Source organism: Streptomyces sp. NPDC091972 (assembly GCF_044756385.1).
Classification (GTDB): Bacteria; Actinomycetota; Actinomycetes; order Streptomycetales; family Streptomycetaceae; genus Streptomyces.
In genome coordinates, this window is the sequence record NZ_JBIVSV010000018.1 from 23,072 (window position 1) to 44,857 (window position 21,786).

The 21,786-nt window shown below is 71.9% G+C and carries 20 protein-coding genes; 14 read left to right on the plus strand and 6 right to left on the minus strand.

Annotated features, from left to right (window positions below; all coding sequences use genetic code 11):
• Positions 1-31 precede the first annotated feature (31 nt).
• Together ACIQJT_RS37555 and ACIQJT_RS37560 are read right to left on the minus strand one after the other, a co-directional pair.
• Positions 32-787, minus strand: coding sequence for an SDR family NAD(P)-dependent oxidoreductase (locus tag ACIQJT_RS37555; protein WP_402650107.1), 756 nt, complete (start codon positions 785-787; stop codon positions 32-34).
• Positions 784-2,091, minus strand: a complete 1,308-nt coding sequence (locus ACIQJT_RS37560) for an enolase C-terminal domain-like protein (protein WP_402650108.1) — start codon at positions 2,089-2,091, stop codon at positions 784-786. The genes ACIQJT_RS37555 and ACIQJT_RS37560 overlap by 4 nt, the downstream gene beginning before the upstream one ends.
• Before the next feature lie 308 nt (positions 2,092-2,399).
• On the opposite strand from ACIQJT_RS37560, the gene ACIQJT_RS37565 reads away from it, so the two are divergent.
• The 11 genes from ACIQJT_RS37565 (at position 2,400) to ACIQJT_RS37615 (ending at position 13,343) form a co-directional block, all read left to right on the plus strand.
• Positions 2,400-3,134 carry a FadR/GntR family transcriptional regulator gene (locus ACIQJT_RS37565; RefSeq protein WP_365463798.1) on the plus strand — a complete coding sequence of 245 codons (735 nt, stop codon included), beginning with the start codon at positions 2,400-2,402 and terminating at the stop codon, positions 3,132-3,134.
• Between the two features lie 372 nt (positions 3,135-3,506).
• The gene (locus ACIQJT_RS37570) at positions 3,507-4,355 is read left to right on the plus strand and encodes a fumarylacetoacetate hydrolase family protein (RefSeq protein ID WP_402650109.1); all 849 of its coding nucleotides are present in this window, start codon (positions 3,507-3,509) and stop codon (positions 4,353-4,355) included.
• The gene (locus ACIQJT_RS37575) at positions 4,355-5,368 is read left to right on the plus strand and encodes an aldo/keto reductase (RefSeq protein ID WP_402650110.1); all 1,014 of its coding nucleotides are present in this window, start codon (positions 4,355-4,357) and stop codon (positions 5,366-5,368) included. Before ACIQJT_RS37570 ends, ACIQJT_RS37575 begins: the two co-directional genes overlap by 1 nt.
• On the plus strand, positions 5,365-6,267 hold the full coding sequence (locus ACIQJT_RS37580) for an amidohydrolase family protein (RefSeq protein ID WP_402650111.1): 903 nt from the start codon (positions 5,365-5,367) through the stop codon (positions 6,265-6,267). Before ACIQJT_RS37575 ends, ACIQJT_RS37580 begins: the two co-directional genes overlap by 4 nt.
• Positions 6,264-7,544 (plus strand): nickel-dependent lactate racemase, encoded by a 1,281-nt coding sequence (gene larA / locus ACIQJT_RS37585; protein ID WP_402650112.1) that lies wholly within the window; start codon positions 6,264-6,266, stop codon positions 7,542-7,544. The genes ACIQJT_RS37580 and larA overlap by 4 nt, the downstream gene beginning before the upstream one ends.
• On the plus strand, positions 7,541-8,275 hold the full coding sequence (gene larB / locus ACIQJT_RS37590; RefSeq protein WP_402650113.1) for a nickel pincer cofactor biosynthesis protein LarB: 735 nt from the start codon (positions 7,541-7,543) through the stop codon (positions 8,273-8,275). Before larA ends, larB begins: the two co-directional genes overlap by 4 nt.
• The gene (gene larC, locus ACIQJT_RS37595; RefSeq protein WP_402650114.1) at positions 8,272-9,456 is read left to right on the plus strand and encodes a nickel pincer cofactor biosynthesis protein LarC; all 1,185 of its coding nucleotides are present in this window, start codon (positions 8,272-8,274) and stop codon (positions 9,454-9,456) included. The genes larB and larC overlap by 4 nt, the downstream gene beginning before the upstream one ends.
• Positions 9,449-10,267, plus strand: a complete 819-nt coding sequence (larE, locus tag ACIQJT_RS37600) for an ATP-dependent sacrificial sulfur transferase LarE (RefSeq protein ID WP_402650115.1) — start codon at positions 9,449-9,451, stop codon at positions 10,265-10,267. The genes larC and larE overlap by 8 nt, the downstream gene beginning before the upstream one ends.
• 222 nt (positions 10,268-10,489) lie before the next feature.
• A complete protein-coding gene (locus ACIQJT_RS37605) occupies positions 10,490-11,323 on the plus strand; it encodes a lysostaphin resistance A-like protein (protein WP_402650207.1) in 834 nt (277 codons plus the stop codon).
• A 173-nt stretch (positions 11,324-11,496) separates the two neighbouring features.
• The gene (locus tag ACIQJT_RS37610; RefSeq protein ID WP_402650116.1) at positions 11,497-12,666 is read left to right on the plus strand and encodes a sensor histidine kinase; all 1,170 of its coding nucleotides are present in this window, start codon (positions 11,497-11,499) and stop codon (positions 12,664-12,666) included.
• Entirely contained in the window at positions 12,663-13,343 is a 681-nt protein-coding gene (locus ACIQJT_RS37615; protein ID WP_365463825.1) for a response regulator transcription factor, read from the plus strand. Before ACIQJT_RS37610 ends, ACIQJT_RS37615 begins: the two co-directional genes overlap by 4 nt.
• 295 nt (positions 13,344-13,638) lie before the next feature.
• Here the strand turns inward: ACIQJT_RS37615 and ACIQJT_RS37620 are convergent, their stop codons facing one another.
• A complete protein-coding gene (locus tag ACIQJT_RS37620; RefSeq protein ID WP_365463828.1) occupies positions 13,639-14,289 on the minus strand; it encodes a helix-turn-helix domain-containing protein in 651 nt (216 codons plus the stop codon).
• Between the two features lie 220 nt (positions 14,290-14,509).
• On the opposite strand from ACIQJT_RS37620, the gene ACIQJT_RS37625 reads away from it, so the two are divergent.
• Both ACIQJT_RS37625 and ACIQJT_RS37630 read left to right on the plus strand, forming a co-directional pair.
• Positions 14,510-15,970, plus strand: coding sequence for an MFS transporter (locus ACIQJT_RS37625; RefSeq protein WP_365463831.1), 1,461 nt, complete (start codon positions 14,510-14,512; stop codon positions 15,968-15,970).
• 236 nt (positions 15,971-16,206) lie between these two features.
• Positions 16,207-16,788 (plus strand): lytic transglycosylase domain-containing protein, encoded by a 582-nt coding sequence (locus tag ACIQJT_RS37630; RefSeq protein ID WP_402650117.1) that lies wholly within the window; start codon positions 16,207-16,209, stop codon positions 16,786-16,788.
• A gap of 83 nt (positions 16,789-16,871) precedes the next feature.
• Here ACIQJT_RS37630 and ACIQJT_RS37635 read toward each other — a convergent pair whose 3' ends face one another.
• Both ACIQJT_RS37635 and ACIQJT_RS37640 read right to left on the minus strand, forming a co-directional pair.
• The gene (locus tag ACIQJT_RS37635; protein WP_402650118.1) at positions 16,872-19,352 is read right to left on the minus strand and encodes a SpoIIE family protein phosphatase; all 2,481 of its coding nucleotides are present in this window, start codon (positions 19,350-19,352) and stop codon (positions 16,872-16,874) included.
• Positions 19,353-19,615: 263 nt separating this feature from the next.
• A complete protein-coding gene (locus ACIQJT_RS37640; protein WP_402650119.1) occupies positions 19,616-20,107 on the minus strand; it encodes a winged helix-turn-helix transcriptional regulator in 492 nt (163 codons plus the stop codon).
• A 96-nt stretch (positions 20,108-20,203) separates the two neighbouring features.
• Here ACIQJT_RS37640 and ACIQJT_RS37645 point away from each other — a divergent pair, with 96 nt between their 5' ends.
• Complete coding sequence (locus tag ACIQJT_RS37645) at positions 20,204-20,701, plus strand: hypothetical protein (protein ID WP_402650120.1); 498 nt, start codon at positions 20,204-20,206, stop codon at positions 20,699-20,701.
• Positions 20,702-20,891: 190 nt separating this feature from the next.
• On the opposite strand, the gene ACIQJT_RS37650 is transcribed toward ACIQJT_RS37645, so the two are convergent.
• On the minus strand, positions 20,892-21,764 hold the full coding sequence (locus tag ACIQJT_RS37650) for a trypsin-like serine protease (RefSeq protein WP_402650121.1): 873 nt from the start codon (positions 21,762-21,764) through the stop codon (positions 20,892-20,894).
• Positions 21,765-21,786: the final 22 nt, after the last annotated feature.

The window sequence follows — 21,786 nt, forward strand, 5'->3', positions numbered from 1 at the left end:
CCGAGGGGGAAGGTCTCGGGGAGGGGTGTGGTCAGGCCCGGGGGCGGAGCCGCAGTCCTTGCATGCCGCCGTCGACGGCGAGATCGGTGCCGGTGGTGGAGGCGCAGAGCGGGCTCGCGAGGTGGGCGATGGCCGCGGCCACTTCCTCGGCGGTGACCAGACGGCCCATGGGCTGGCGGGCTTCGAGGGCGGTGCGTTCGGCCTCCGCGTCGGCGGCGCGCTCCAGGAGCCGGCCGACCCACGGGGTGTCGACGGTGCCCGGGTTGACGCAGTTGACGCGGATGCCCTCGCGCACGAGGTCGGCGGCGCTCGCCCGGGTGAGGGCGAGGACGGCACCCTTGGTGGCGGAGTACAGCGCCCGCTGGGGCAGGCCCGCGGTCGCCGCGACGGAGCAGGTGTTGACGATCGCGGCACGGCTGGAGCGGCGCAGGTGGGGGAGTGCGGCCCGGGTCACACGGACGATGCCGAGAACGTTGACGTCGAGCACACGGTGCCACTCGTCGTCGGAGTTGTCCTCGATGGTGCCCTGGGCGCCGATCCCGGCGTTGTTGACCAGGATGTCGAGGCCGCCGAGCAGCCTCGCGGCCTCGTCGACGGCCGAGCGCACCTCGCTGTCGTCGGTCACGTCGGCCCGGATGCCGATGAGCGGTTCGGGTACGTCCGGCTTGAGGTCGAGGCAGGCGACCTTGGCTCCCCGGTCGGCGAGCAGCCGGGCGGTGGCCAGGCCGATGCCGGAGGCGCCGCCGGTGACGACGGCCGCCAGGCCCGTGAGTTCGGATCCGCTCATGAGGCGGTCACCTCCTGCCAGACTGGCCCGTCCGGGTAACGGTGGGCGGCGACGGAATCGGGGTGTATCTCGGCGCTGATGCCGGGCGCGGTCGGGGCCAGATAGCGGCCGTCGCGGATGCGGACCGGGTCGGTGAAGTGCTCGTGCAGATGGTCGACGTACTCGATCACGCGGTCCTCGGTGGTGCCGCTCACGGCCACGTAGTCGAACATCGCCAGGTGCTGCACCATCTCGCACAGGCCGACTCCGCCGGCGTGCGGGCAGACCGGGACGCCGAACTTGGCGGCCAGCAGCAGGATGGCGACGTTCTCGGTGACTCCGGCGGTGCGGCTGGCGTCCATCTGGAGGATGTCGAGCGCCTCGGCCTGCAGGAACTGTTTGAACATCACCTGGTTGTGGGTGTGTTCGCCGGTGGCCACCTTGACGGGTGCCAGCTCCCTGCGGACGGCGGCGTGGCCGAGGATGTCGTCGGGGGAGGTGGGTTCCTCGATCCAGTACGGGTCGTAGGGGACGAGGGCGCGCATCCAGTCGACGGCCTGCCGGACTCCCCAGGCCTGGTTGGCGTCGACGGCGATCCGGATGTCCGGGCCGACCGCCTCGCGGGCCAGCCGCATCCGGCGGACGTCGGTCTCGCGGTCGGCGCCGACCTTCAGCTTGATCTGGGAGAAGCCGTCGGCGACAGCTTCCTTGGACAGCCGCACGAGCTTCTCGTCGTCGTAGCCGAGCCAGCCGGGCGTCGTGGTGTAGGCCGGGTAGCCGGACGCCAGCAGGTGGGCGGTGCGTTCGGCGCGTCCCGGCTCGGCGCGGCGCAGGATGTCCACCGCCTCCTCACGGGTCAGCGCGTCCTCCAGGTAGCGGAAGTCGACCAGGTCGACGAGCTGTTCGGGGGACAGCTCGGACAGCAGACGCCAGACCGGCTTCCCGGTGCGGCGGCCGTACAGGTCCCACACGGCGTTGACGATCGCCGCTGCCGCCATGTGGACGGCCCCCTTCTCCGGCCCCAGCCAGCGCAGCTGACTGTCGCCGGTCAGCCTGCGGGAGAAGGCCCCGAGGTCGCCCAGGACCTCCTCCACCGGCAGGCCGACCACCAGCGGGGCCAGCGCGCGTACGGCGGCGACCTCGACGTCGTTGCCGCGGCCCACGGTGAAGGCGAGCCCGTGCCCCTCGTCACCTCCGCTCGTACGGACCGTCACATAGGCGGCCGAGTAGTCGGGTTCGGGGTTCATGGCGTCGGAGCCGTCGAGGTGGAGCGAGGTAGGGAACCTGACGTCCACCGCTTCGACGGCGCTGATGAGTTCAGTCATGCTGACCGGCCGTTCCGGCCCGGGGACCGCGGTGTCTGTTCGAGGTCATGGCAAACCACCTGTCGTCATGTGTCGATGACATGTCTCCTGCGCAACAACAGGTCCTAGACATGGGATGGATTTAAGAGCTCGTCCCGTCCCAGTGTCCATACCTGAGGCGAAACAATTTCCCCGATCATCGATTCACCTGCGCATACGTCGTTCTCTGCGTGCTGGGAGCGGGGGATCGGTCATCCCATCTCTTCCGCAGCCGTGGGATGTATTGCTACGGTGCCGCTTGCGCACGCAGGAAGAGGGGACGGCCGCACATGTCACTGACCGACAAGGCCATCGACCGCATCAGGGAGCTCATCCAGTCCGGTGAGCTGGCCCCGGGCGCCAAGCTGTTGCCCGAGCCGCAGCTCGCCGCGGAGCTAGGGCTCTCGCGCAACCTGACGCGGGAGGCGGTGAAGGCCCTGGTCGTCTCCCGGGTGCTGGAGATCCGGCGTGGTGACGGCACCTATGTGACCAGCCTGGAGCCGGAGCTGCTGCTCAGCGGGGTCGGCTCCGCCGTGGAGCTGCTGCGCGGCGACACACTGCTGGAGCTCACCGAGGTGCGCCGGCTGTTCGAACCGGTCGCCACCGCGCTGGCCGCGACCCGCATCTCGGACGCCGAACTCGCCGAGGTGGAGCGCCACCTCGACGCCATGCGCGCCGCCCGCGAGGACGTGGAACGACTCAACGAGCATGACGCCGCCTTCCACCGGACGGTGATCGCCGCCACCGGGAACGCCACGCTCTCCGCGCTGCTGGAAGGCATCTCCAGCCGGACCGTGCGCGCGCGGATCTGGCGCGGCCTGGTCGACGACAACGCCGCCGCACGCACCGTCGCCGAGCACGAGGCCATCTACCAGGCACTGACCGACCGGGACGCGGCCCTCGCACAGGCCGCCGCGCTCATGCACGTCACCACGACGGAGCGTTGGCTGCGCGAGCACTGGGAACGGGAGGACGGCAGTGGACCGCTCGACCTCTCGGCGGGGGACGCCGGGACACCGCCGTAGACGGCCGCCCTCCGGCTGAGTTGTGCAGCCTGATGGGAGGGTGCGTCAGGTCCTGTACTGGACTGTCCGCGCTCGCCGTGGACGTGCGGCCAGGATGCGGGTGTCCGAGGCCCGCCGTGAACGGTGCTTCCAGTGCTGACGTCGGAACGCCCGCCGAACATGCCTGCCCGGCACGCACCCTGCTCCCCGCGCCCCCGACCGGTCGCCGCCCGGGGTACCCCGCCGATCCCCACGCCCCTGACGCCGCCCCCCGACCCGACTCTCGAGTCGACACCCTCACCCCGCACCGGCGCCTGACCTCACACCGCACCGGTATGCGGCAGCCCGCCCCTTCCCGCCTACCGATCGACAGCTCACCTCCTGGAGAACCCGATGAGACTGCTGCGTGTTGGCCCGCCCGGCCTGGAGCGCCCCGCCGTGCTGGACGCCGACGGCGCCCACGACCTGACCCCGCTCACCGACGACATCGACGGCGCCTTCCTCGCGGACGGCGGAATCGACCGGGTCCGGGCCGCCCTCGCCGAGGGGCTCCTGCCTCCGATCGAGATCGCCGGGCAGCGGATCGGCGCACCCGTGGCCCGTCCCGGCAAGGTCGTGTGCGTCGGCCTCAACTACGTCGACCACGCCGCCGAGACCGACACCCCGCCGCCGGCCGAACCGGTCATCTTCATGAAGGCGGCCGACACGGTGGTCGGCCCCGACGACACCGTGCTGATACCGCGCACCAGCGTCAAGACGGACTACGAGATCGAACTCGCGATCGTCATCGGCCGCACCGCACGCTACCTGGACTCCGAGGACCAGGCGGACGAGGTCATCGCCGGTTACACCATCGCCGACGACGTCAGCGAGCGCGCCTTCCAGCACGAGCGGGGCGGACAGTGGGACAAGGGCAAGTCCTGCGAGACGTTCAACCCGCTCGGCCCCTGGCTGGTCACCCCCGACGAGGTGGGAGACCCGCAGGGCCTCGCGATGCGGCTGTGGGTCAACGGCGAGCAGCGCCAGGACGGCCACACCAAGAACATGATCTTCGGGGTGCGGCACATCGTCCGCTACCTGAGCCAGTTCATGGTGCTGGAGCCCGGTGACGTCATCAACACGGGCACCCCCGCGGGCGTCGCCTTCGGCGCCAACGACTTCCCCTATCTGCGGGAAGGCGATGTCGTCGAGGTGGAGATCGACCGGCTCGGCCGTCAGCGCCACGTCCTCGGACAGGCCTGATGAACTCCGCCACCCCGTACCGCAGCAACCGGGCGGACCTGCCCCGGTACCTCGAACAAGTCCCGCTCGGCCGCTCCGGTGTCACCGTCGGCCGCCTCGGGCTGGGCACCGCCCCGCTGGCCGGCCTGTTCTCCGCGGTCGGCGCCGACCAGGCCGCCGCCACGCTCGACGCGGCCTGGTCCGCCGGAATCCGGTACTTCGACACCGCCCCGCACTACGGCGCCGGACTCGCGGAGCGGCGACTGGGCGCCTTCCTCACCGGCCCCGGACACCCGCGCACGGAGTACACCGTCTCCACCAAGGTCGGCCGCCTGCTCGTGGCGGGCGACGCTGCCCCGGGAGACGAGGCCTTCCAAGTCGACGAAGGGCTCGTGCGGGTCCGCGACTACAGCTCCGCCGGTGTCTACCGTTCACTGGCCGAGAGCCTGGAGCGCACCGGACTGGACGCCTTCGACACCGTCCTCATCCACGACCCCGACGATCACTGGGAGGAAGCGGTCCGCGGGGCCTACCCCGCGCTCGCCCGGCTGCGGTCCGAAGGCGCCGTACGGGCGATCGGCGCCGGGATGAACCAGACGGCGATGCTCACCCGCTTCGTCCGCGAGACCGACCTCGACTGCGTGCTCGTCGCGGGCCGCTACTCCCTGCTGGACCGGACCGCGGCCGACGAACTGCTGCCGCTGTGCGCCGAGCGGCAGGTCGGCGTCCTCGTGGGCGGCGTCTTCAACAGCGGCGTCCTGGCCGACCCCGCCCCGGGCGCCACCTACGACTACGCCCCGGCCCCCGAGCCCGTGCTGCGACGAGCCCAGGCCCTCGCGGAGCGCTGCGCAGCGCACGGGGTACCGCTGGCCGCGGCCGCGCTCCAGTTCCCGTACCGCCACCCCGCCGTCACCTCGGTGGTGGTCGGCGCACGCAGCCCGCGGGAGATCGCCGAGAACGTGGACCACGCGACCAGGGAGGTCCCGCCGGAGCTGTGGGACGAGCTGGACGCCCTCGGAACGGATGAGGCATGACGAGGATCGACGCCCACCACCACCTCTGGCGCCTGAAGGACTCGCCCGGGGAGACACCGGGCCCACGCCGGCGCACGCACGACTGGCTCGACACCCCCGGCATGGAGTCCGTACGCCGCGACTTCACCCTCACCGACCTCGCGGCCGAGACGGCGGACGCCGGCATCGACCGCACGATTCTGGTCCAGGTACTGCCCGACGCGGAGGAGAGCGCCGACTTCCTGTCCCTGGCCGCGTCGTCCGACCTGGTCGCGGGCGTCGTCGGCTGGGCGGACCTCACCGCTGGGGACGTGGCCGGGGCGTTGGCCGCCCTGCGGGCGGGCCCCGGCGGCGAACTCCTCGTCGGCGTACGGCATCTGGTGCAGGCCGAACCCGACCCCGCCTGGCTGAACCGACCGGACGTCCAGCGGGGCCTCACGGCGGTGGCGGACGCGCACCTGGTCTACGACCTGCTCACCGTGCCCCACCAGCTGCCCGCGGCCCTCGCCACCGTGCGGGCGCTGCCCCAGCTGACCTTCGTCCTGGACCACGGCTCCAAACCGCCCATCGCCTCGGGGCAACAGCAGCCCTGGGCGGCACGGATCCGGGAACTGGCCGCCGAGCCCAACGTCTTCTGCAAGCTGTCCGGGCTCGTCACCGAGGCCGACCGGCACACCTGGACCCCGGACGACCTGCGCCCCTACGCCGATGTCGTGCTCGACGCCTTCGGCCCGTCCCGGGTCATGTTCGGCTCCGACTGGCCGGTGTGCCTGCTGGCCGCCTCCTACCGGCAAGTCGTCCGCACCACCGAGGAACTGACGTCCTCGCTCACCGCCACCGAACGCGCCGAGGTCTTCGGCGGCACGGCGGCCCGCGCCTACCGGATCCCGACGGAAAGACTGCGTGAGGAAACCCCGTGAAAGTACGTCTGGCCTACGGGCAGTCGGGGCTCGACATCGACGTGGCCCCCAAGGCGACGACCGTCGTCGAACCCGTCCACCACGAGGCCGCCGCGGACCAGAGTGCGGTCCTTCGTACGGCCCTGCGCGCACCGGTCGCCGGACCGCCGCTGCGGGACCGGGTCCGGCCGGGACAGACGGTGGCGATCTCGGCCTGTGACGGCACCCGCCCCCAGCCGCGCCACCTGATGATCCCGGCCGTCCTCGACGAACTCGACGGCATCGTCCGCCTGGAGGACGTCGTCGTCCTCGTCGCCACCGGCACCCACCGGGGCAACAGCGAGGCCGAGCTGCGCGCGATGTTCGGCGACGAGGTCGTGGACACCGTGCGGATCGTCAACCACGACGCCCGGGACACCGCGCAGCTGACGTGGCTGGGCACCCACGGCAAGGGCGTCCCGGTGTGGCTGAACCGCGAGTGGGTGGAGGCCGACGTCCGCATCACCACCGGTTTCGTCGAGCCCCACTTCTTCGCCGGCTTCTCGGGCGGCCCCAAACTCGTCGCCCCGGGCCTCGCCGCGCTGGAGACCGTGCTCGTGCTGCACGACGCGGCCCGGATCGGCGACCCGCGCGCCACCTGGGGCGTCATCCACGGCAACCCGGTCCACGACGACGTACGCGCCATCGCCGAGGCCACCGGTGTGACCTTCGCGCTGGACGTGGTGCTCAACCGGGACAAGGACATCGTGGCCGCCTTCGGCGGTGATCTGCCGGCGATGCACGCGGCCGCCACCGCCACGGCCAAGAGCATGGCGATGCGGCCCGTTCCGGCGCCGTTCGACGTCGTCGTCACCACCAACTCCGGTTTCCCGCTGGACCAGAACCTCTACCAGGCCGTCAAGGGCATGTCCGCCGCCTACCAGGTGGTCCGCCCCGGCGGGACGATCGTCTGCGCCGCCGAGTGCCGTGACGGCTTTCCCGATCACGGCTCGTACCGCGAGGTCCTGGCCTCCGCCGCCTCGCCTCGGGCGCTCCTCGACGACATCGGCGCCCGCACCGAGACCGTGCCCGACCAGTGGCAGGTGCAGATCCAGGCACGCATCCAGTCCGGGAGCCGGGTCGTCATGCACACCGGCTTCCTCAGCGACGCCGAACTGGCCACCGCTCATCTGGAGCAGACGCGGGACATCTCGGCCACCGTCGCCGAAGCCCTCGCCGCAGCAGGCCCCGGAGCTCGCGTGTGCGTTCTGCCCGAAGGCCCGCAGACCATCCCGTACGTCGACGGGGGCCTGTCGTGAGCGAGGTGCTGAACCTGGGCTTCGCCCGCGTCGACCTGGACCGCGAGGCCCGCCAGGGACTGCCCGAGGTCGTGTACGGGCCCGGCAAGACCCCCGAGCAGATCACCGGCATCGTCAACGGCCTCCTGGCGCACAACACCGGCCCGGTGCTCGTCACACGCGTCGACCCGGAGACCGCCGACGCCGTCCGGGCGTCCGTGGGCGGCGGGACGTACGACGCCGAGGCCCGGCTGCTGCTGTGGCGCCCCGCCGCCACCGGGAAGTTCTCCGTCCTCGTCGCCGCGGCCGGTACGTCCGACCGGCCGGTGGCCGCCGAGGCCGTCGCCGTGGCCACGGCCGTCGGCCTGGACGCCAGCGCCGTCCACGACGTCGGCGTGGCGGGGCTCGACCGCGTCCTGCAGGTCCGGGACCGGCTGCGGGCCGCGGACGCGGTGATCGTGGTGGCCGGCATGGAAGGCGCCCTCGCCAGTGTCGTCGGCGGCCTGGTGCGCGCACCGGTCGTCGCCGTCCCCGTCTCCACCGGTTACGGCGCCTCCCTGGAGGGTGTCACCGCGCTGCTCGCCATGCACGCGTCCTGCGCCGCCGGGGTGAGCGTGGTCAACATCGACTCCGGCTTCTCGGCGGCGATGGCGGTCCATCGCATCGCCCAGGGGCATCGCACCGCCCAGGATCACCGGGGGATCCAGGACCACGGCGGGAGCCAGGCCCAGGACCACGGAGGCACCCGGTGATCTGCTGGATCAACCCCTTCACCGGCCTGGCCGGCGACATGCTGCTGGCCGCGCTCATCGACGCCGGAGCACCTCTCGACCGTATCCGGTCCTCGATCGCCGCCACCGGCCTCACCGGCTGGGAACTCACCGCCGAACGCGTCACCGACCACGGCCTGTCCGCCACCCGCGTCCACGTGCACGTCACGGACCCCCACACACAGCGGCACGCGGCCGAGGTCATCGATCTCGCCTCCCGCGCCACTCCCGAGCCCGTCGCGGCCCTCGCGGTCGCCGCGGTGACTGCCGTCGCGGAGGTGGAGGGCAGGCTGCACGACGCCGAACCGGCCGCCGTCCACCTGCACGAACTGGGCGGCCACGACACCCTGGTGGACATCGTCGGCACCGCCGCCGCCCTGCACGTCCTCGGCGTCACCGAAGTCGTCAGTTCGCCGCTGCCCCTCGGCAGGGGACGCATCGACGCGGCCCACGGCCTGTTGCCCTGCCCGGCCCCGGCGACCCTCGCGCTGCTGACCGGCGCGCAGGTCACCGGCACCGATCTGCCGGGGGAGACGGTGACCCCCACCGGCGCCGCACTGCTGCGCGCCTGCGGGGCCCGGTACGGCCCGCCCCCGCCCATGACCCTCGGCCCCACGGGATACGGCGCCGGGAGCCGAAGGCTGCCCGACCGGCCCAACGTGAGCGTCGTGACCCTCGGGGAGCCGGCCCGTAACGGGCAGGAGGACGTCGTCGTGCTGGAGACCAACCTCGACGACGTCACCGGCGAGGTCCTCGGCCACACCATCGCCCGCGCCATGGAGTGCGGGGCGCTCGACGCCTGGGCCACCCCCGCCGTGATGAAGAAGGGCCGGCCCGCCCAGGTCCTGCACGTGCTCACCACCCCCCAGCACGAGGGGCCGTTGCGGGACCTCGTCCTGGCCGAGACCGGCACCCTGGGCGTCCGCCGCCTCACCGCCACCCGCACCACGCTGCCGCGCCACTTCCAGACCGTCGACGTCGACGGACACCCGGTGCGGATCAAGATCGGCCCCCACCGGGCCAAACCCGAACACGAGGACCTCGTGGCCGCCGCGACTCAACTGGGCCTGCCGCTGCGCGCGGTGGCCGCCCGTGCGCTGCGACGCCGACCGAGCGGCGAGGCCGGCGACCACCGGACACAGGAGGCCGGGACCGATGACTGAAGCGACTCAGGAACAGCGCCTGCTGGACCGTATGGCAGCCATCGGACCGGTCGCCGTGGCCTACTCGGGAGGCGCGGACTCGGCTCTCGTCCTCGCAGCCGCGGTACGGGCACTGGGAGCGGAGCGGGTCGTGGCCGTCACCGCCGTCTCGGAGAGCCTGGCCGCCGAGGAACTCCCGCGCGCCCGCCGGCTGGCCGAACAGGTGGGAGTGGTCCACCTGACCCCGCGCACGGAGGAACTCACGCGCCCCGGCTACCGGGCCAACGGACGCGACCGCTGCTACTTCTGCAAGTCGGAGGTCCTGGACACCATCGCCGCCCTCGCCGGCGAGCACGGATACGACCAGGTCGCCACCGGAACCAACGCCGACGACGCCCGCGACCCGCACCGCCCGGGCATCCGCGCAGGCCGGGAACGCGGCATCCACACCCCGCTCCTCGACATCGGCCTGGACAAGGCGGCCGTACGCCGTCTCAGCAGGGCCTGGTCCCTGCCGACCTGGGACAAGCCGGCAACTCCCTGTCTGGCCAGCCGGATCCGCTACGGCATCGAGGTCACCCCGTACCGCCTGGCCCGCGTCGACCGTGCGGAGACCGCCGTGCGCGCCCTGCTCGCCGACGCCGGACTGACCGTGACGGATCTCAGGGTCCGCGACCTCGGGGACGTCGTCCGCCTGGAGATCGACCCCCCGCTCGTGGACCGGGTCGCGGCACACCCGGAGATCTCCCGGGCCCTTGCGGCCGCCGGCTACGGCGACCTGCCCCAGCACGTCGAGCCCTTCCGGTCGGGACGGCTCAACGTGGAGCCCTGAGGAGCCGGGGCGACACACCGACACTGTCTCAGCCCCCGGTCGGGCTCTCGCGAGCCACACCCGCCTCGTCGTCCCCCTTGCGAGCTACGCAGGAGTGTCCACCGCACGGTGACGATTCCCGAACGTCGGCTCCGTAGCGTTCAGTTCACCGCGGAGCGTCGCACCGCGGGCCGGGGACGGAACCGGACGGGACTGGCTGAGGGAGCTCACGTCGTGAAGGTCATGAAGATCATCTTGCAGATAGTCGTCGTGTTCGCGGTCTACGCGATCAGCGGCGGCGTCATCAGCGGGGTGAAGGACAATCCGTGGCTGTCGCTGCCGGCCGGCGTCCTCACCGTGGCCGCCATGGTGTTCGTCTACCGGTGGGTCGTGAAACGCACCGAGAACCGCGAGGTCACCGAGCTCCAGGGGAAGGGCGCGGGCCGCGCGGCCTTGTGGGGCCTGCTCCTCGGCACCCTGATGTTCCTCTGCGTCATCGGCAACATCTACTTCCTCGGTGACTACAAGGTTGACGGCATCGACTCGGTGAGCGGGGCCATCGGTCTGATCGGTTTCATGGCCGGCGCCGCAGCGACCGAGGAGATCGTCTTCCGCGGTCTGCTGTTCCGGCTCGTGGAACGGGGCGCGGGCACCTACATCGCGCTGGTACTGTCCGGGCTCGTGTTCGGCGGCATGCATCTCCTCAATGACGACGCCACCCTCGCCGGTGCCCTTGCCATCTCCGTCGAGGCCGGTGCCATGCTCGCCGCCGGGTACGCCGCCACCCGCAACCTGTGGCTGCCGATGGGCGTGCACTTCGCCTGGAACTACATGGAGGCCGGCATCTTCAGCACCCAGGTCTCGGGCAACGGCGAGAACCACGGTCTGCTGGAGGCGAGTCTGTCCGGCAGCAAGCTGGTCACGGGCGGGGAGTTCGGCCCCGAGGCGAGCGTGTACGCGGTGCTCTTCGGCACGCTGCTGACGGTCTGCTTCCTGATCGTGGCCCACCGCCGCGGCAACATCGTCCCCCGGCGCCGCGCCGAGCGCGCGAACACCCTCGCCGCCCTCGCCCGGTGATGACGGAGCAGCGATCCTCCGGGACGCCGGAGCACCGGACGTACGGGAGCGAGCACCGCGAGGGCGGAGCCGGGCACCCGTCGGCCGGTGCCCGGCTCCGGCTGTTCCCGCGCACGGGAGGGCAAGCGGCAGTCCGCCGCCGACTGGGCGGGGTCCGGCGCCGGCTGGGCGCAGTGCACAAGAGACTGAGGGACGCCTGGTACCGGCTGGACGTCGTCGTGCGGGATCTTCCGTTCGGGCTGCTCCTGCTGACCGGTTCGTTCGTCCCGGCGCTGCGCGACAACGGAACGGTTCTCGGGGGCGTTACCGACCGCCCGCACGACGCGCTGACCGTCGTGGTGATCCTGCTCGAGTCCCTGCCGCTCGCGGTGCGGCGGCGGTTGCCGGCCCTCTCCCTGGCTCTGGTGTTCTGCGGGTTCGCCGTCGACCAGCTCCGCGGGTACCACACCTTCGCGGCCACCGCGATGCCCGTCGTGCTGCTGAGCACCGGCTCGCACCTGGAACGGCACCGCCGGATCTGCGTGTTCGGCCTGAGCGCGGCGTACGTGGCCTTGGCCGTGGCCCTCTCGCGGGCCGGGTCCGGCGAGGACGTGACGGGATTTGTGACTTTCTACCTGGCGATGGGTCTGGCGTGGGGCGCCGGGGGCTGGCTGCGCACCACCCGGCGGGCGGAGGCGGAGCGCCGCCGGCGGATCGCGGTGGAGACGCGCACGGCCGAACGCACGCGCATCGCACGGGAGTTGCACGACGTGGTGACCCATCACGTGACGGCGATGGTGGTGCAGGCGGAGGCCGCCCGCTATCTGACCGCCGCGCCGGAGCGGCTGGAGCAGTCCTTGAGCGCCGTCTCCGACACCGGGCGGCGAGCGATCACCGATCTGCGGCACCTCCTGGACCTGCTCAACCCCGACCACGGCACCGGCAGCGGCGACGACCCGGGGGAGCGGAGGTCACCGGCCGTGGGCCGCCTCCTGACCCTCGTGGAGCAGACCCGCCGGGCGGGCCAGCCGGTGGCGTTCACCGAGGAGGGCACCCCGCCGGTGTCCACCGGCAGCGCCGACCTCGTGGCCTACCGGGTGGTGCAGGAAGCACTGACCAACGCCCTCAAGTACGCTCACGGCAGCCGGACTTCGGTCACCGTTCGGCACGGCGAGAGGGAGATCACCGTGGAGGTCAGCACGGACGGCACCGGCTCACGGGCCGCCGCCGTCGGTGGCAGCGGGCGGGGTCTGGCCGGTCTGCGCGAGCGGGTCGACGTCCTCGGCGGCGACTTCAGCGCGGGCGCCGGTGCGGGCGGCGGCTTCGTTGTCCGGGCGCGGATTCCGGCCGGGAGCCGCTCGTGAGCACATCGTCGTCGTCCGGGGCCGTACCGACCCGGGTTCTCGTCTGCGACGACCAGGCGCTCATCCGCACGGGCCTGGTCACCATCATCGACGCGCAGCCCGACATGGAGGTGGTGGGCGAGTGCGGTGACGGGCAGACCGGCGTCGAACTCGCGCGCAAGCTCACGCCGGACGTCGTCGTCATGGACATCCGGATGCCGGTCCTCGACGGCCTCGAAGCCACCCGCCTGCTGGCGGGGGCCGGGGTCGCCCACCCCGTCAAGGTCCTCGTGATCACCACGTTCAACCTGGACGAGTACGTCTACGAGGCGCTGCGCGCCGGAGCGAGCGGCTTCCTGCTCAAGGACGCCCCGCCCGACCGCCTGCTGCACGGCATCCGCACGGTGGCCATGGGGGCGGCGCTGCTGGACCCCGACGTCACCCGCCAGCTGGTCGGCCGGTACGCGGCCCGCATCCGCCCCGCCGACGGCGCCCGGGCGGACATCCCGCTCACGCCCCGCGAGTTGGAGGTGCTGCGGCTGATCGCGGACGGCCTCTCCAACAGCGAGATCGCCGCCGCGCTGGTCATCAGCCAGGAGACGGTGAAGACGTTCGTCTCCCGCATCCTCACCAAGTTGAGCCTGCGCGACCGCGTCCAGGCGGTCGTCTACGCGTTCCGGCACGGCCTGGCGAGCTGAACGCCCCGGAGGTCGGCAGGCCGACGGCCACCGCCTTGAGCCAGGTCCGCAGGTGCCCCGGGTCGGCAGGCGCGCGGTCCTCGCGGCACCGCTGTCGGTCGGCCGGAAGCATCAGGATCGCGTCCACCTCGCCGTCCGGGGACGGGTGCGGATCGTCAGGCGTCACGTGTCCGGGCGGCCGCGCCGGCCAGGCCGGATGCCTGCGCGAGGGGCGGACAGCCGGTGCAACCGTCTCGCTGCCCCACGTCCCTCAGACGTGCCGGATCCGCACCCCGCTCCCACCCGCGACCTCCACTCAAGAGGTTCCTGCCTGGAGGCGCAGGCCCGCCAGGGTCAGTTCCAGTGCGGCGAGGAACTGGTCCCTGTCCTCGTGCTCGGCGAACTCGTCGACGATCTCGTGCATGAACGGGAACTGCGCGGCGTCGAGCCTTCGCCAGGAATCGGCGTAGCGGCTGAGGAACTCCACGCGGGTCACTGTGCCGTCCAGCACTTCCTGCGGGGGTTGCGCGCCCAGGTCGGCGGCCGTGCCGACCACGACGCCGAGGATCGCCGACACGGCGTGGAACCGCTGCCGCGGTGTGAGGTCGAGGCGCAGGGTCTGTTGGCCGAGTTTCTCGTACAGCCGCAGTGAGTGGCCCTGGACGTCGGTGTTGCGCATGAAGAAGGCCGCCAGCCACGGCCGGTCGATCATGGCGTCGAAGAGGGTGATCGCCATCTCCCGCAGGTCCGCGATCGGGTCGTCGCTCTGCGGCTGTTCCTCGACGGCGGTCAGGATGCCGCCGACGACGTGGTCGGTGGCGCGGTCGAACAGTTCGTCCTTGCTGTCGACGTACCAGTAGATGGTCCCGACGCCCGTGCCGAGCCGGGCGGCCAGGGCGCGGAAGGTCAGGGCCGACTGGCCCGCCTCGTCGAGCAGGGCCACGGCCGCGCTGAGGACCGCCTCCATGGAGTGCGAGGCACGTTGGCGGCCTCGGGGGGAGGCCTCGGTGGAGGTGCGTGGTCGCGGGCGTGGCATGCAGCCATCCAATCACAGACTTGCCCTGTCATCGAACGGTGTTCTACGATCGAACACCGTTCCACCATGGAACGCCGTTCCTTTATCGAATCCCGTTCTAGCGCCGCGTGCGTCCTGCGACGACCGGCGACGCCCAGAGAGGAGGCCGGCCATGACCGCGACCACCACAGCCGAGCCCGCTGCAACCGGTACCTACTCGTCCCTGCGTGCGGCCTGGATCCCGCTGACCGCACTCTGCCTGGCCTTCTTCGTCGAGATGGTGGACAACACCCTGCTGTCGATCGCGTTGCCGACCATCGGCCGCGACCTCGGCGGCGGCACCACCGCCCTGCAGTGGGTCACCGGTGCCTACTCGCTCACCTTCGGCGGCCTCCTGCTAACGGCGGGATCCCTGGCCGACCGCCTCGGACGGCGACGCGTGCTGCTGATCGGCCTCGCCGTGTTCGGCCTGCTGAGCCTGTGCGTCATCGCCGTCGACTCCGCCGGGCAGCTCATAACGCTGCGCGCGGGGCTCGGTGTGGCCGCTGCGGCCATGGCACCCATCACGAACTCGCTCGTCTTCAGACTGTTCGACGAGCAGGCACTGCGGATGCGCGCGATGACCCTGATGATCGTCGTCGGCATGTCCGGGTTCGTGCTCGGCCCGCTGCTGGGCGGTACCGCGCTGGCCCATGTGAGCTGGCAGTGGCTGCTGCTGATCAACGCGCCCATCGCGCTGATCGCCGGCATCGGGGTGCGGCTCGGGGTCGCCGCAGACCGTCCTCAGGACCTGACGGACGACAGGCTCGACCTGCCGGGTGCCGTCCTCAGCGTCCTCGCCATCGGCCTCGCCTGTTACGCGCTGACCAGCGGCGTCGAGCACGGCTGGCTCTCCACCGTCACGCTCGCCTCGATGGCCGGAGCCGTGGCCGCCGGTATCGGGTTCGTGCGCCACGAGCGCCGCAGCGCATCACCCATGCTGGACCTCGCCATCTTCTCCGGCGGGACCGTCCGTGGCGCGGTCATCGCCCAGATCGGGACGGCCATCGCGATGGCCGGCGTGATGTTCGGGCTCATCCTCCACTTCCAGTACGCCTACGGATGGAGCCCGGTGCGGGCCGGCCTGGCGAACCTGCCGCTCATCGTGACGATGATCGTCGCGACCCCCCTGTCGGAAGGGCTCGCCAAGAAGTTCGGCCACCGCGTGGCCTGTCTGGTCGGCGCGGCCTGCCTGTCCGTCGCGCTCGCCGGGCTCGCCTGGGGCGTCGACCACGGGTACGCCGCCATCGCCGCCTCCATGGTGGTGATGACCATCGGTCTGCGTACCGTCATGACGATCTGCGCGATCGCCCTGGTCGAGGCGATGCCGGAGAACCGCACCTCGATCGGCACGGCGCTCAACGACACCGCCCAGGAGGTCGGCACGAGCGTCGGCACCGCCGTCACCGGAACCCTGATCGCGGCACTGGTCACCACCCGGCTGCCCGCCGGCGTCTGGAACAGCGACCTCGTGCGGTCCTTCTTCCACGGCGAGCGGATCATCTACGGCGTACTCGCGGTGGTCGTCGGTCTGATCGCGGCGGGCGGCGCACTCACCCTGACCGACTCCCACGCGGTCGAGGAGCCGGCCTGAGCGGGGGCTTCCCTCGGTTCGGTCAGGTCCGCGGGCTTGGTCAGGCTGCTTGTCGGTTCCCGAGTCGGTAGAGGGTGCGGTGTTTGAGCGGGGCGTCCAGTCCGTCGACGCGGCGGCGGGTGCCGGACCACCTCCTCGGCCGTGCGCTACGTCGCCCGGGACGGGCCCGCTCGTCCCGGCCGGCGGATCGCCGCCGGGCGGGATTGCGGCGGGATCTTGAGGGCACGTGCAGGTGCATGGACAGTGACAGCGTCCGGATGCCGCCGCTGCGACCCGGTGGCTACGATCCCGACGACTACGCCGACACGGTGGTGCGCAGTGCCGAGGCGGCCGGTGTCTCTCCGCAACTGGTGATGGGCGTCCTCTACAACGAGGCGTACAAGCCCCACCATCCGCTGCTGGAGCGGCTGTGGCAGTGGTGGAAGCCGGAGGCGTCCTTCGGGGTGGCCAACATGCACCGGGCGGCCTTCGAGCAGGTACGACGGACGCACGGTCTGTCCGGGCGCTGGCAGGATCTGCGGGACGACCCCGCCTTCGCCATCCGCGCTGCGGCGCTGCACCTGAAGGACCTCGACGGCCGGCTTCCGGCGCGCCACGTGCGCCGGTACACCCGCGACGAACTCCTCGCGCTGGGGTACAACGCGGGCGAACGCAACATGCGCGCCTTCGCCCGCGGCGTACCCCCGGGCCCCATGGCGCGGTCCTACCTGCGCCGTTTCCGCGCCGGGCGACAGCGCGCCGCCGAAGCCCTCGCAGGCTGCGTGCGAGTCCAGACGACCGCTGACATCTCCACCAACGGCGGGTCACGGATGCGTTGACCGGGACCGTCATCTCGTCGGCCGCGGCACGCGGGTCGACCAGCCGAGGTGGCCCTGCGGGTCGGTCCGGGCCACCACGCTCATCACTCACCCGGAGGGGGCAGCGGTGTCTCACCGGAGCTGTGTGCGAGGGACTGCGCGCACCAGATGGTCTTGCCGTGAGGAGTGTGCCGGGTGCCCCACCCCTGGGTGAGCTGGGCGACCAGCAACAGTCCCCGGCCCCCCTCGTCGAACGCTCGCGCCCGGCGCAGGTGCGGGGCGGTGTTGCTGGAGTCCGAGACCTCGCAGATCAGGGCGGTGTCGCGAATCAGCCGGAGCCTGATCGGGGGCTCGCCGTACCTGATGGCGTTGGTGACGAGTTCGCTGACGACCAGTTCGGTGACGAACCCCGTCTCCTCCAGCCCCCAGGCCTCCACCTGGTCGACGGCGAACTGCCGGGCGCGCGACACCTCCGTGACGTCCGGCTCGACGTGCCGGTCGGCGACGTGCTGGGGATCCAGCGCACAGGTGCGCGCGAGCAGGACCGCGGCGTCGTCCGTGCGGTGTTCGGGCAGCATGGCCTCCATCACCGTGTCGCACAGGTTGTCCAGTGAGGGAGCTCTGTGGTCCAGGAGGCCCAGCAGTTCGGCGATCCCCTGGTCGACGTCACGCTCGCGGTTCTCCACCAGCCCGTCCGTGTAGAGGGCCAGCAGGCTGCCCTCGGGCAGTTCGAGCTCGGTCGCCTCGAACGGCAGGCCACCGATCCCGAGCGGTGGCCCCGGCTGCGCCGACACCGGGATCGTGGTGCCGTCCGGCGCGATGACCAGCGGGAGCGGGTGACCGGCACTCGCCAGCGTCAGACGGCGGGAGACCGGGTCGTAGACGGTGTACAGGCAGGTCGCCCCGGTTTCGGCGGTCGTCTGGAAGTGACTGGTGGGCTGGAGGTCGCTGGCGAAGTGGAGGACCAGGTCGTCGAGATGGGTCAGCAGTTCGTCGGGTGGCAGGTCGACGTCGGCGAGCGTGCGCACCGCCGTGCGCAGCCGGCCCATGCTGGCCGAGGCGTGCAGGCCGTGGCCGACGACATCGCCCATGATCAGCGCGACCCGTGCGCCGGACAGGGGGATGACGTCGAACCAGTCGCCGCCCACCTCCGCGTCGGTCCCCGCGGGCAGGTAGCGCGAGGCCACCTCGACCGCTTCCTGGCTGGGCAACCGCTGGGGGAGCAGACTGCGTTGCAGGGTCAGCGCGGTGGTGCTCTGGTGGACGTACCGGCGGGCGTTGTCGATGGCGACGGCCGCCTTGGCGGTGAGTTGCTCGGCGAGGATCAGGTCGTCGGCGGTGAAGGCCTCGGGCCGGTCGAGCCGGGAGAAGGTGACGACGCCCAGCAGCGCGCCGCGGGCCCGGAGCGGCACGGTGATGCGGCCGGTCAGTCCCTCCGCCGCGATGCCCTTGTCGATGACGGGGTTGCCGGGCGGCCAGTGGGCGGGGTCCGCTGCGAGCCCGGGACCGAAGGCCCATTCACCGCCGACGCCGGGTTCGGTGGCCAGTTCCACGGTGGACCTTCCGGTGGCCATGCAGGTGGCGGCCACCGAATGAACCGCATGCGTGACCGGCACCGCGGGCCCGGCCGACCGATGGGAGTCCTCCGCGGCACCGTGCCGGGCGGCACGGCTGAGCGTGAGGGGTTCGGCGTGGCCGGCCGCCGGTGGGGAGGGTGGTTCCTCCCCGCGCAGCACCTCGTCGAAGAGATCCACGGTGACCAGGTCGGTGAACCCCGGTACGGACGTCGTGGCCAGCTCCCGGGCGGTGCCGACGACGTCGAGGGTGCGCCCGATGCCGGTGGTGGCCTCGTTGAGGATGAGCAGGCGCTGCCGGGCCCAGTACTCGGCGCTCATGTCGAATCCCCAGTTGGCGACCGCGCGTACGTTGCCCTCGGCGTCCCGGACGGGCCAGATGCTGGTGGCCCAGGCGTTGGCGTAGTCGCTGCCGCGCGGGCGGAAGACGGTGATCAGGCGCGCGGGTTCGCCCGTCCTCGCCACCTCGGCGAGCTTGTCGGTGTAGGGCTTGTCGTCCCGTTCGGGGAACAGCGAGCGGTCGAACTCGGGCAGCACCTCGCGGTACTGCTTGCCGAGCACCTGCTCCTCGGTGTGTGCGATCACCCGCCCCGAGGAGGCGTTGATCCACAGGAACCGCAGATCGGGGTCGAAGGCACCCAGCGCGAAAGGGCACTGTTCGAAGACCCGGTCCGCGATGACCGGCCGGCGATCCCACCGCTGGACGGTGACCGCATGGCCCAGCACGCCCCCCTGGGGGCCGCGCAACGGCTGTACCGTGATCACGGAATCCACGGTGTGGCCGTCCCGGTGACGCAGGGCGATCGGTCCGGAAAGGGCGTCCGCGTCGTGACCCCCGGGGAATCCGGGCGGCACGGGCCCGGCCAGCAGGTCGGCCACCGGCCGTCCGACGGTGTCCTCCGCCGTCCAGCCGAGCAGCTGACACCCTCCCTCGCTCCAGCCGCTGACCCGGTTGTCCGGGTCGACCACGACGACGGCGGTCGGGGCGTCCTGATCGTCGGCGATCGTCACGCGGCACACCTCCGTCCGGACAACTGTGTCGCGGTGCCCGCCGGGGCTGGTCTCCAGCGGCCCTCCTCCAGACTAGAGCGGCTGCCGCCACGAGGCGCCCCGACCGGTGCGGTCGGGCCCCTGAGGCCGCTGTTCCTCACGCAGCCGGACATCCCGGCCGGTACAGGGCTTCGCGGACCCAGCAGCTGGGCCTGAGCCGCTCAACCGGTCACGGGTCCACTGCCACCGCGCCGGATGCCGGTCCTCGGAACGCTCCTGGGATCTCAGGGGCCTTCCACGAAGCGCGCACCCGGTCCGGGCGTGCGACAGACGTCCTCCGGGGCGAGGTGGCTGTGCCCCGCGGCGCACTCGAGGACGACCTTGACCGGCTCGTCGCAGGAGCCGGCATCGTCGACGGGCCGGTGCCGGACGATGACCGACGGGCCCTGAGGGTCGGCGAGGTAGGTGTCGCCCCACTCCAGGAGCGCCACGAGCGTGGGCCGCAACGCCCATCCCTGCTCGGTGAGCTCGTAGGCGAAACGCTGCCGGTCCCCAGGCTCCTGATACGGCACGCGGCACATCACCCCCGCGGTCACCAGGGTCTCCAGCCGGGTCGCGAGGAGATTTCTGGCGATCCCGAGGCGGGAGTGGAACTCGCCGAACCGCCGCGCGCCGTCCAGCGCTTCACGCACGATCAGCAGCGACCAGCGCTCCCCGACGACCGAGAGGGCGCGCGCCACCGAGCAGTTGACCGGGTCGATTCGCCGAGTTTCCATCGGTCGAGCGTACCCCTCTGGGTTTACAACTTGCACTTAGCCCTCATAAGCTCCACCTGAGTTGAAAAACTAAACCCACGGGGGAGATCGATCACCATGCCCATGCTCGACGTGTACATCCCCGACGGCGCGCTCCAGCCGGACGCCGAGGCGGCGCTGCTGAACCGCATCACCGAGATCCTCGTCCGCAACGAGGGATTCGACCCCGCCGACCCGGTGAGCCGTTCCGTCTCCTGGCTCTGGCTGCACCGACCGGCCGGCGTCTATGTCGGCGGGGAACCCGCGGACGCACCTCGCTATAAGGTCGTCCCTTCCGTCCCCGAGGGGCAGCTCGACGAGCAGAAGCGTGCGAGCGTCATCGCCGAGGTCACCGAGGCAATCCTCGACGCGGAGAACGGCGCCTGGCCTCGGGACGCCAGCCGGATCTGGGTATTTCCCACGGAGATCCCCGAAGGCCACTGGGGCGGCTGGGGCCAGATCAGGCCTCTCGCGGCGATCCTCGCTCGCCTCACCGGCGGCGACACCAAGCGGGCCCGTACGCTCGCGCGTGAGCGGATCGCGGCCAGCCGGGCCGAGCACGCCCGCCTGCCCTGACGAGCGGCGGCCACGCGTGGGGATCGACGCGGCCGCTGAATCAGTCGTCAAGGTCAGCCGGCTTCACGCGACGCCGGCCCCGTCAACGTTCGAGATCAGCCCGCCGCCGACGGCTCGTCCGAGCCGTCGGCGGCGGGCAGTAGCGCGGTGAGGCGCTGAGGAGACCGCGCTCTTTGCGTGGCCGTGGGGGCTACGGCAGCTTCACGAACGGCGCCAGGAAGGCGCGGGCACCCGGGGTGTCCAGGCGGTACGAGACGTTCGTCGCGTAGCACGGGCCGTCGCCGGTGATCGTGGTGGCCGCGAGCACGTTGCGGCCGCCGATCACGGCGAAGTTGGGGCCGCCGGAGTCGCCGTAGCAGGCGCCGCCGTTGCCCTGGGGTTCGGTCATGGCCAGGCGGACCCACGCGTTGTTGAGGGCGTCGAAGGTGACGGGCGCCTTCATCCGGACACCGCCGCCGGGGTGGGTCTGGCCGCCGGGGCCGCGCTGGGCCTCCTGGGTGCCGTATCCGGCGACGAACCAGTCGGTGGAGTTCAGCGACTGCGGGCCGAGCGCGCCGAGTTGGTTGGCGGTGGGCAGTGTGGCCGGGGTGAAGGACCAGCGGGCCTTGACCTTGGCCGCGGGCAGCTCGATCACCGAGATGTCGTGCGCGTCGGACGCGGGCCCGGGGTAGTCGGGATGGCTGTGCGCGGTGCCCTCGACAGCGACGGCGCCTGCCTGCGCGGCCGGATCGCCGGGGTACTTCTTCGCGGCGGCGTCGAGGCCGGCCTGCACGTCCTGGTCCAGGGACACGTAGAACTTCACGTTGTCGGGCCAGTCGGTGGTGCAGTGCGCGGCGGTCAGGAACGTGTCCGCGTCGATCATGGTGCCGGAGCAGACCCAGTCGACCCGGTCGGGTGTCGTGGGATCGCCGTCGTTGTCCCAGGTCGCGACGAGCGCGCCGACCTCGGTGCGCTCGGGTGCGGGTGTCGCGTTGTACGAGTTGATGGCCGAGGACGGCAGCGCGGTGGCTAGCACGGCGGCACAGGCCGCGGCGGTGACGGCGGAGGCGCGTAGGACGGTCAAGAGAAACCCTTCTACTGACGGG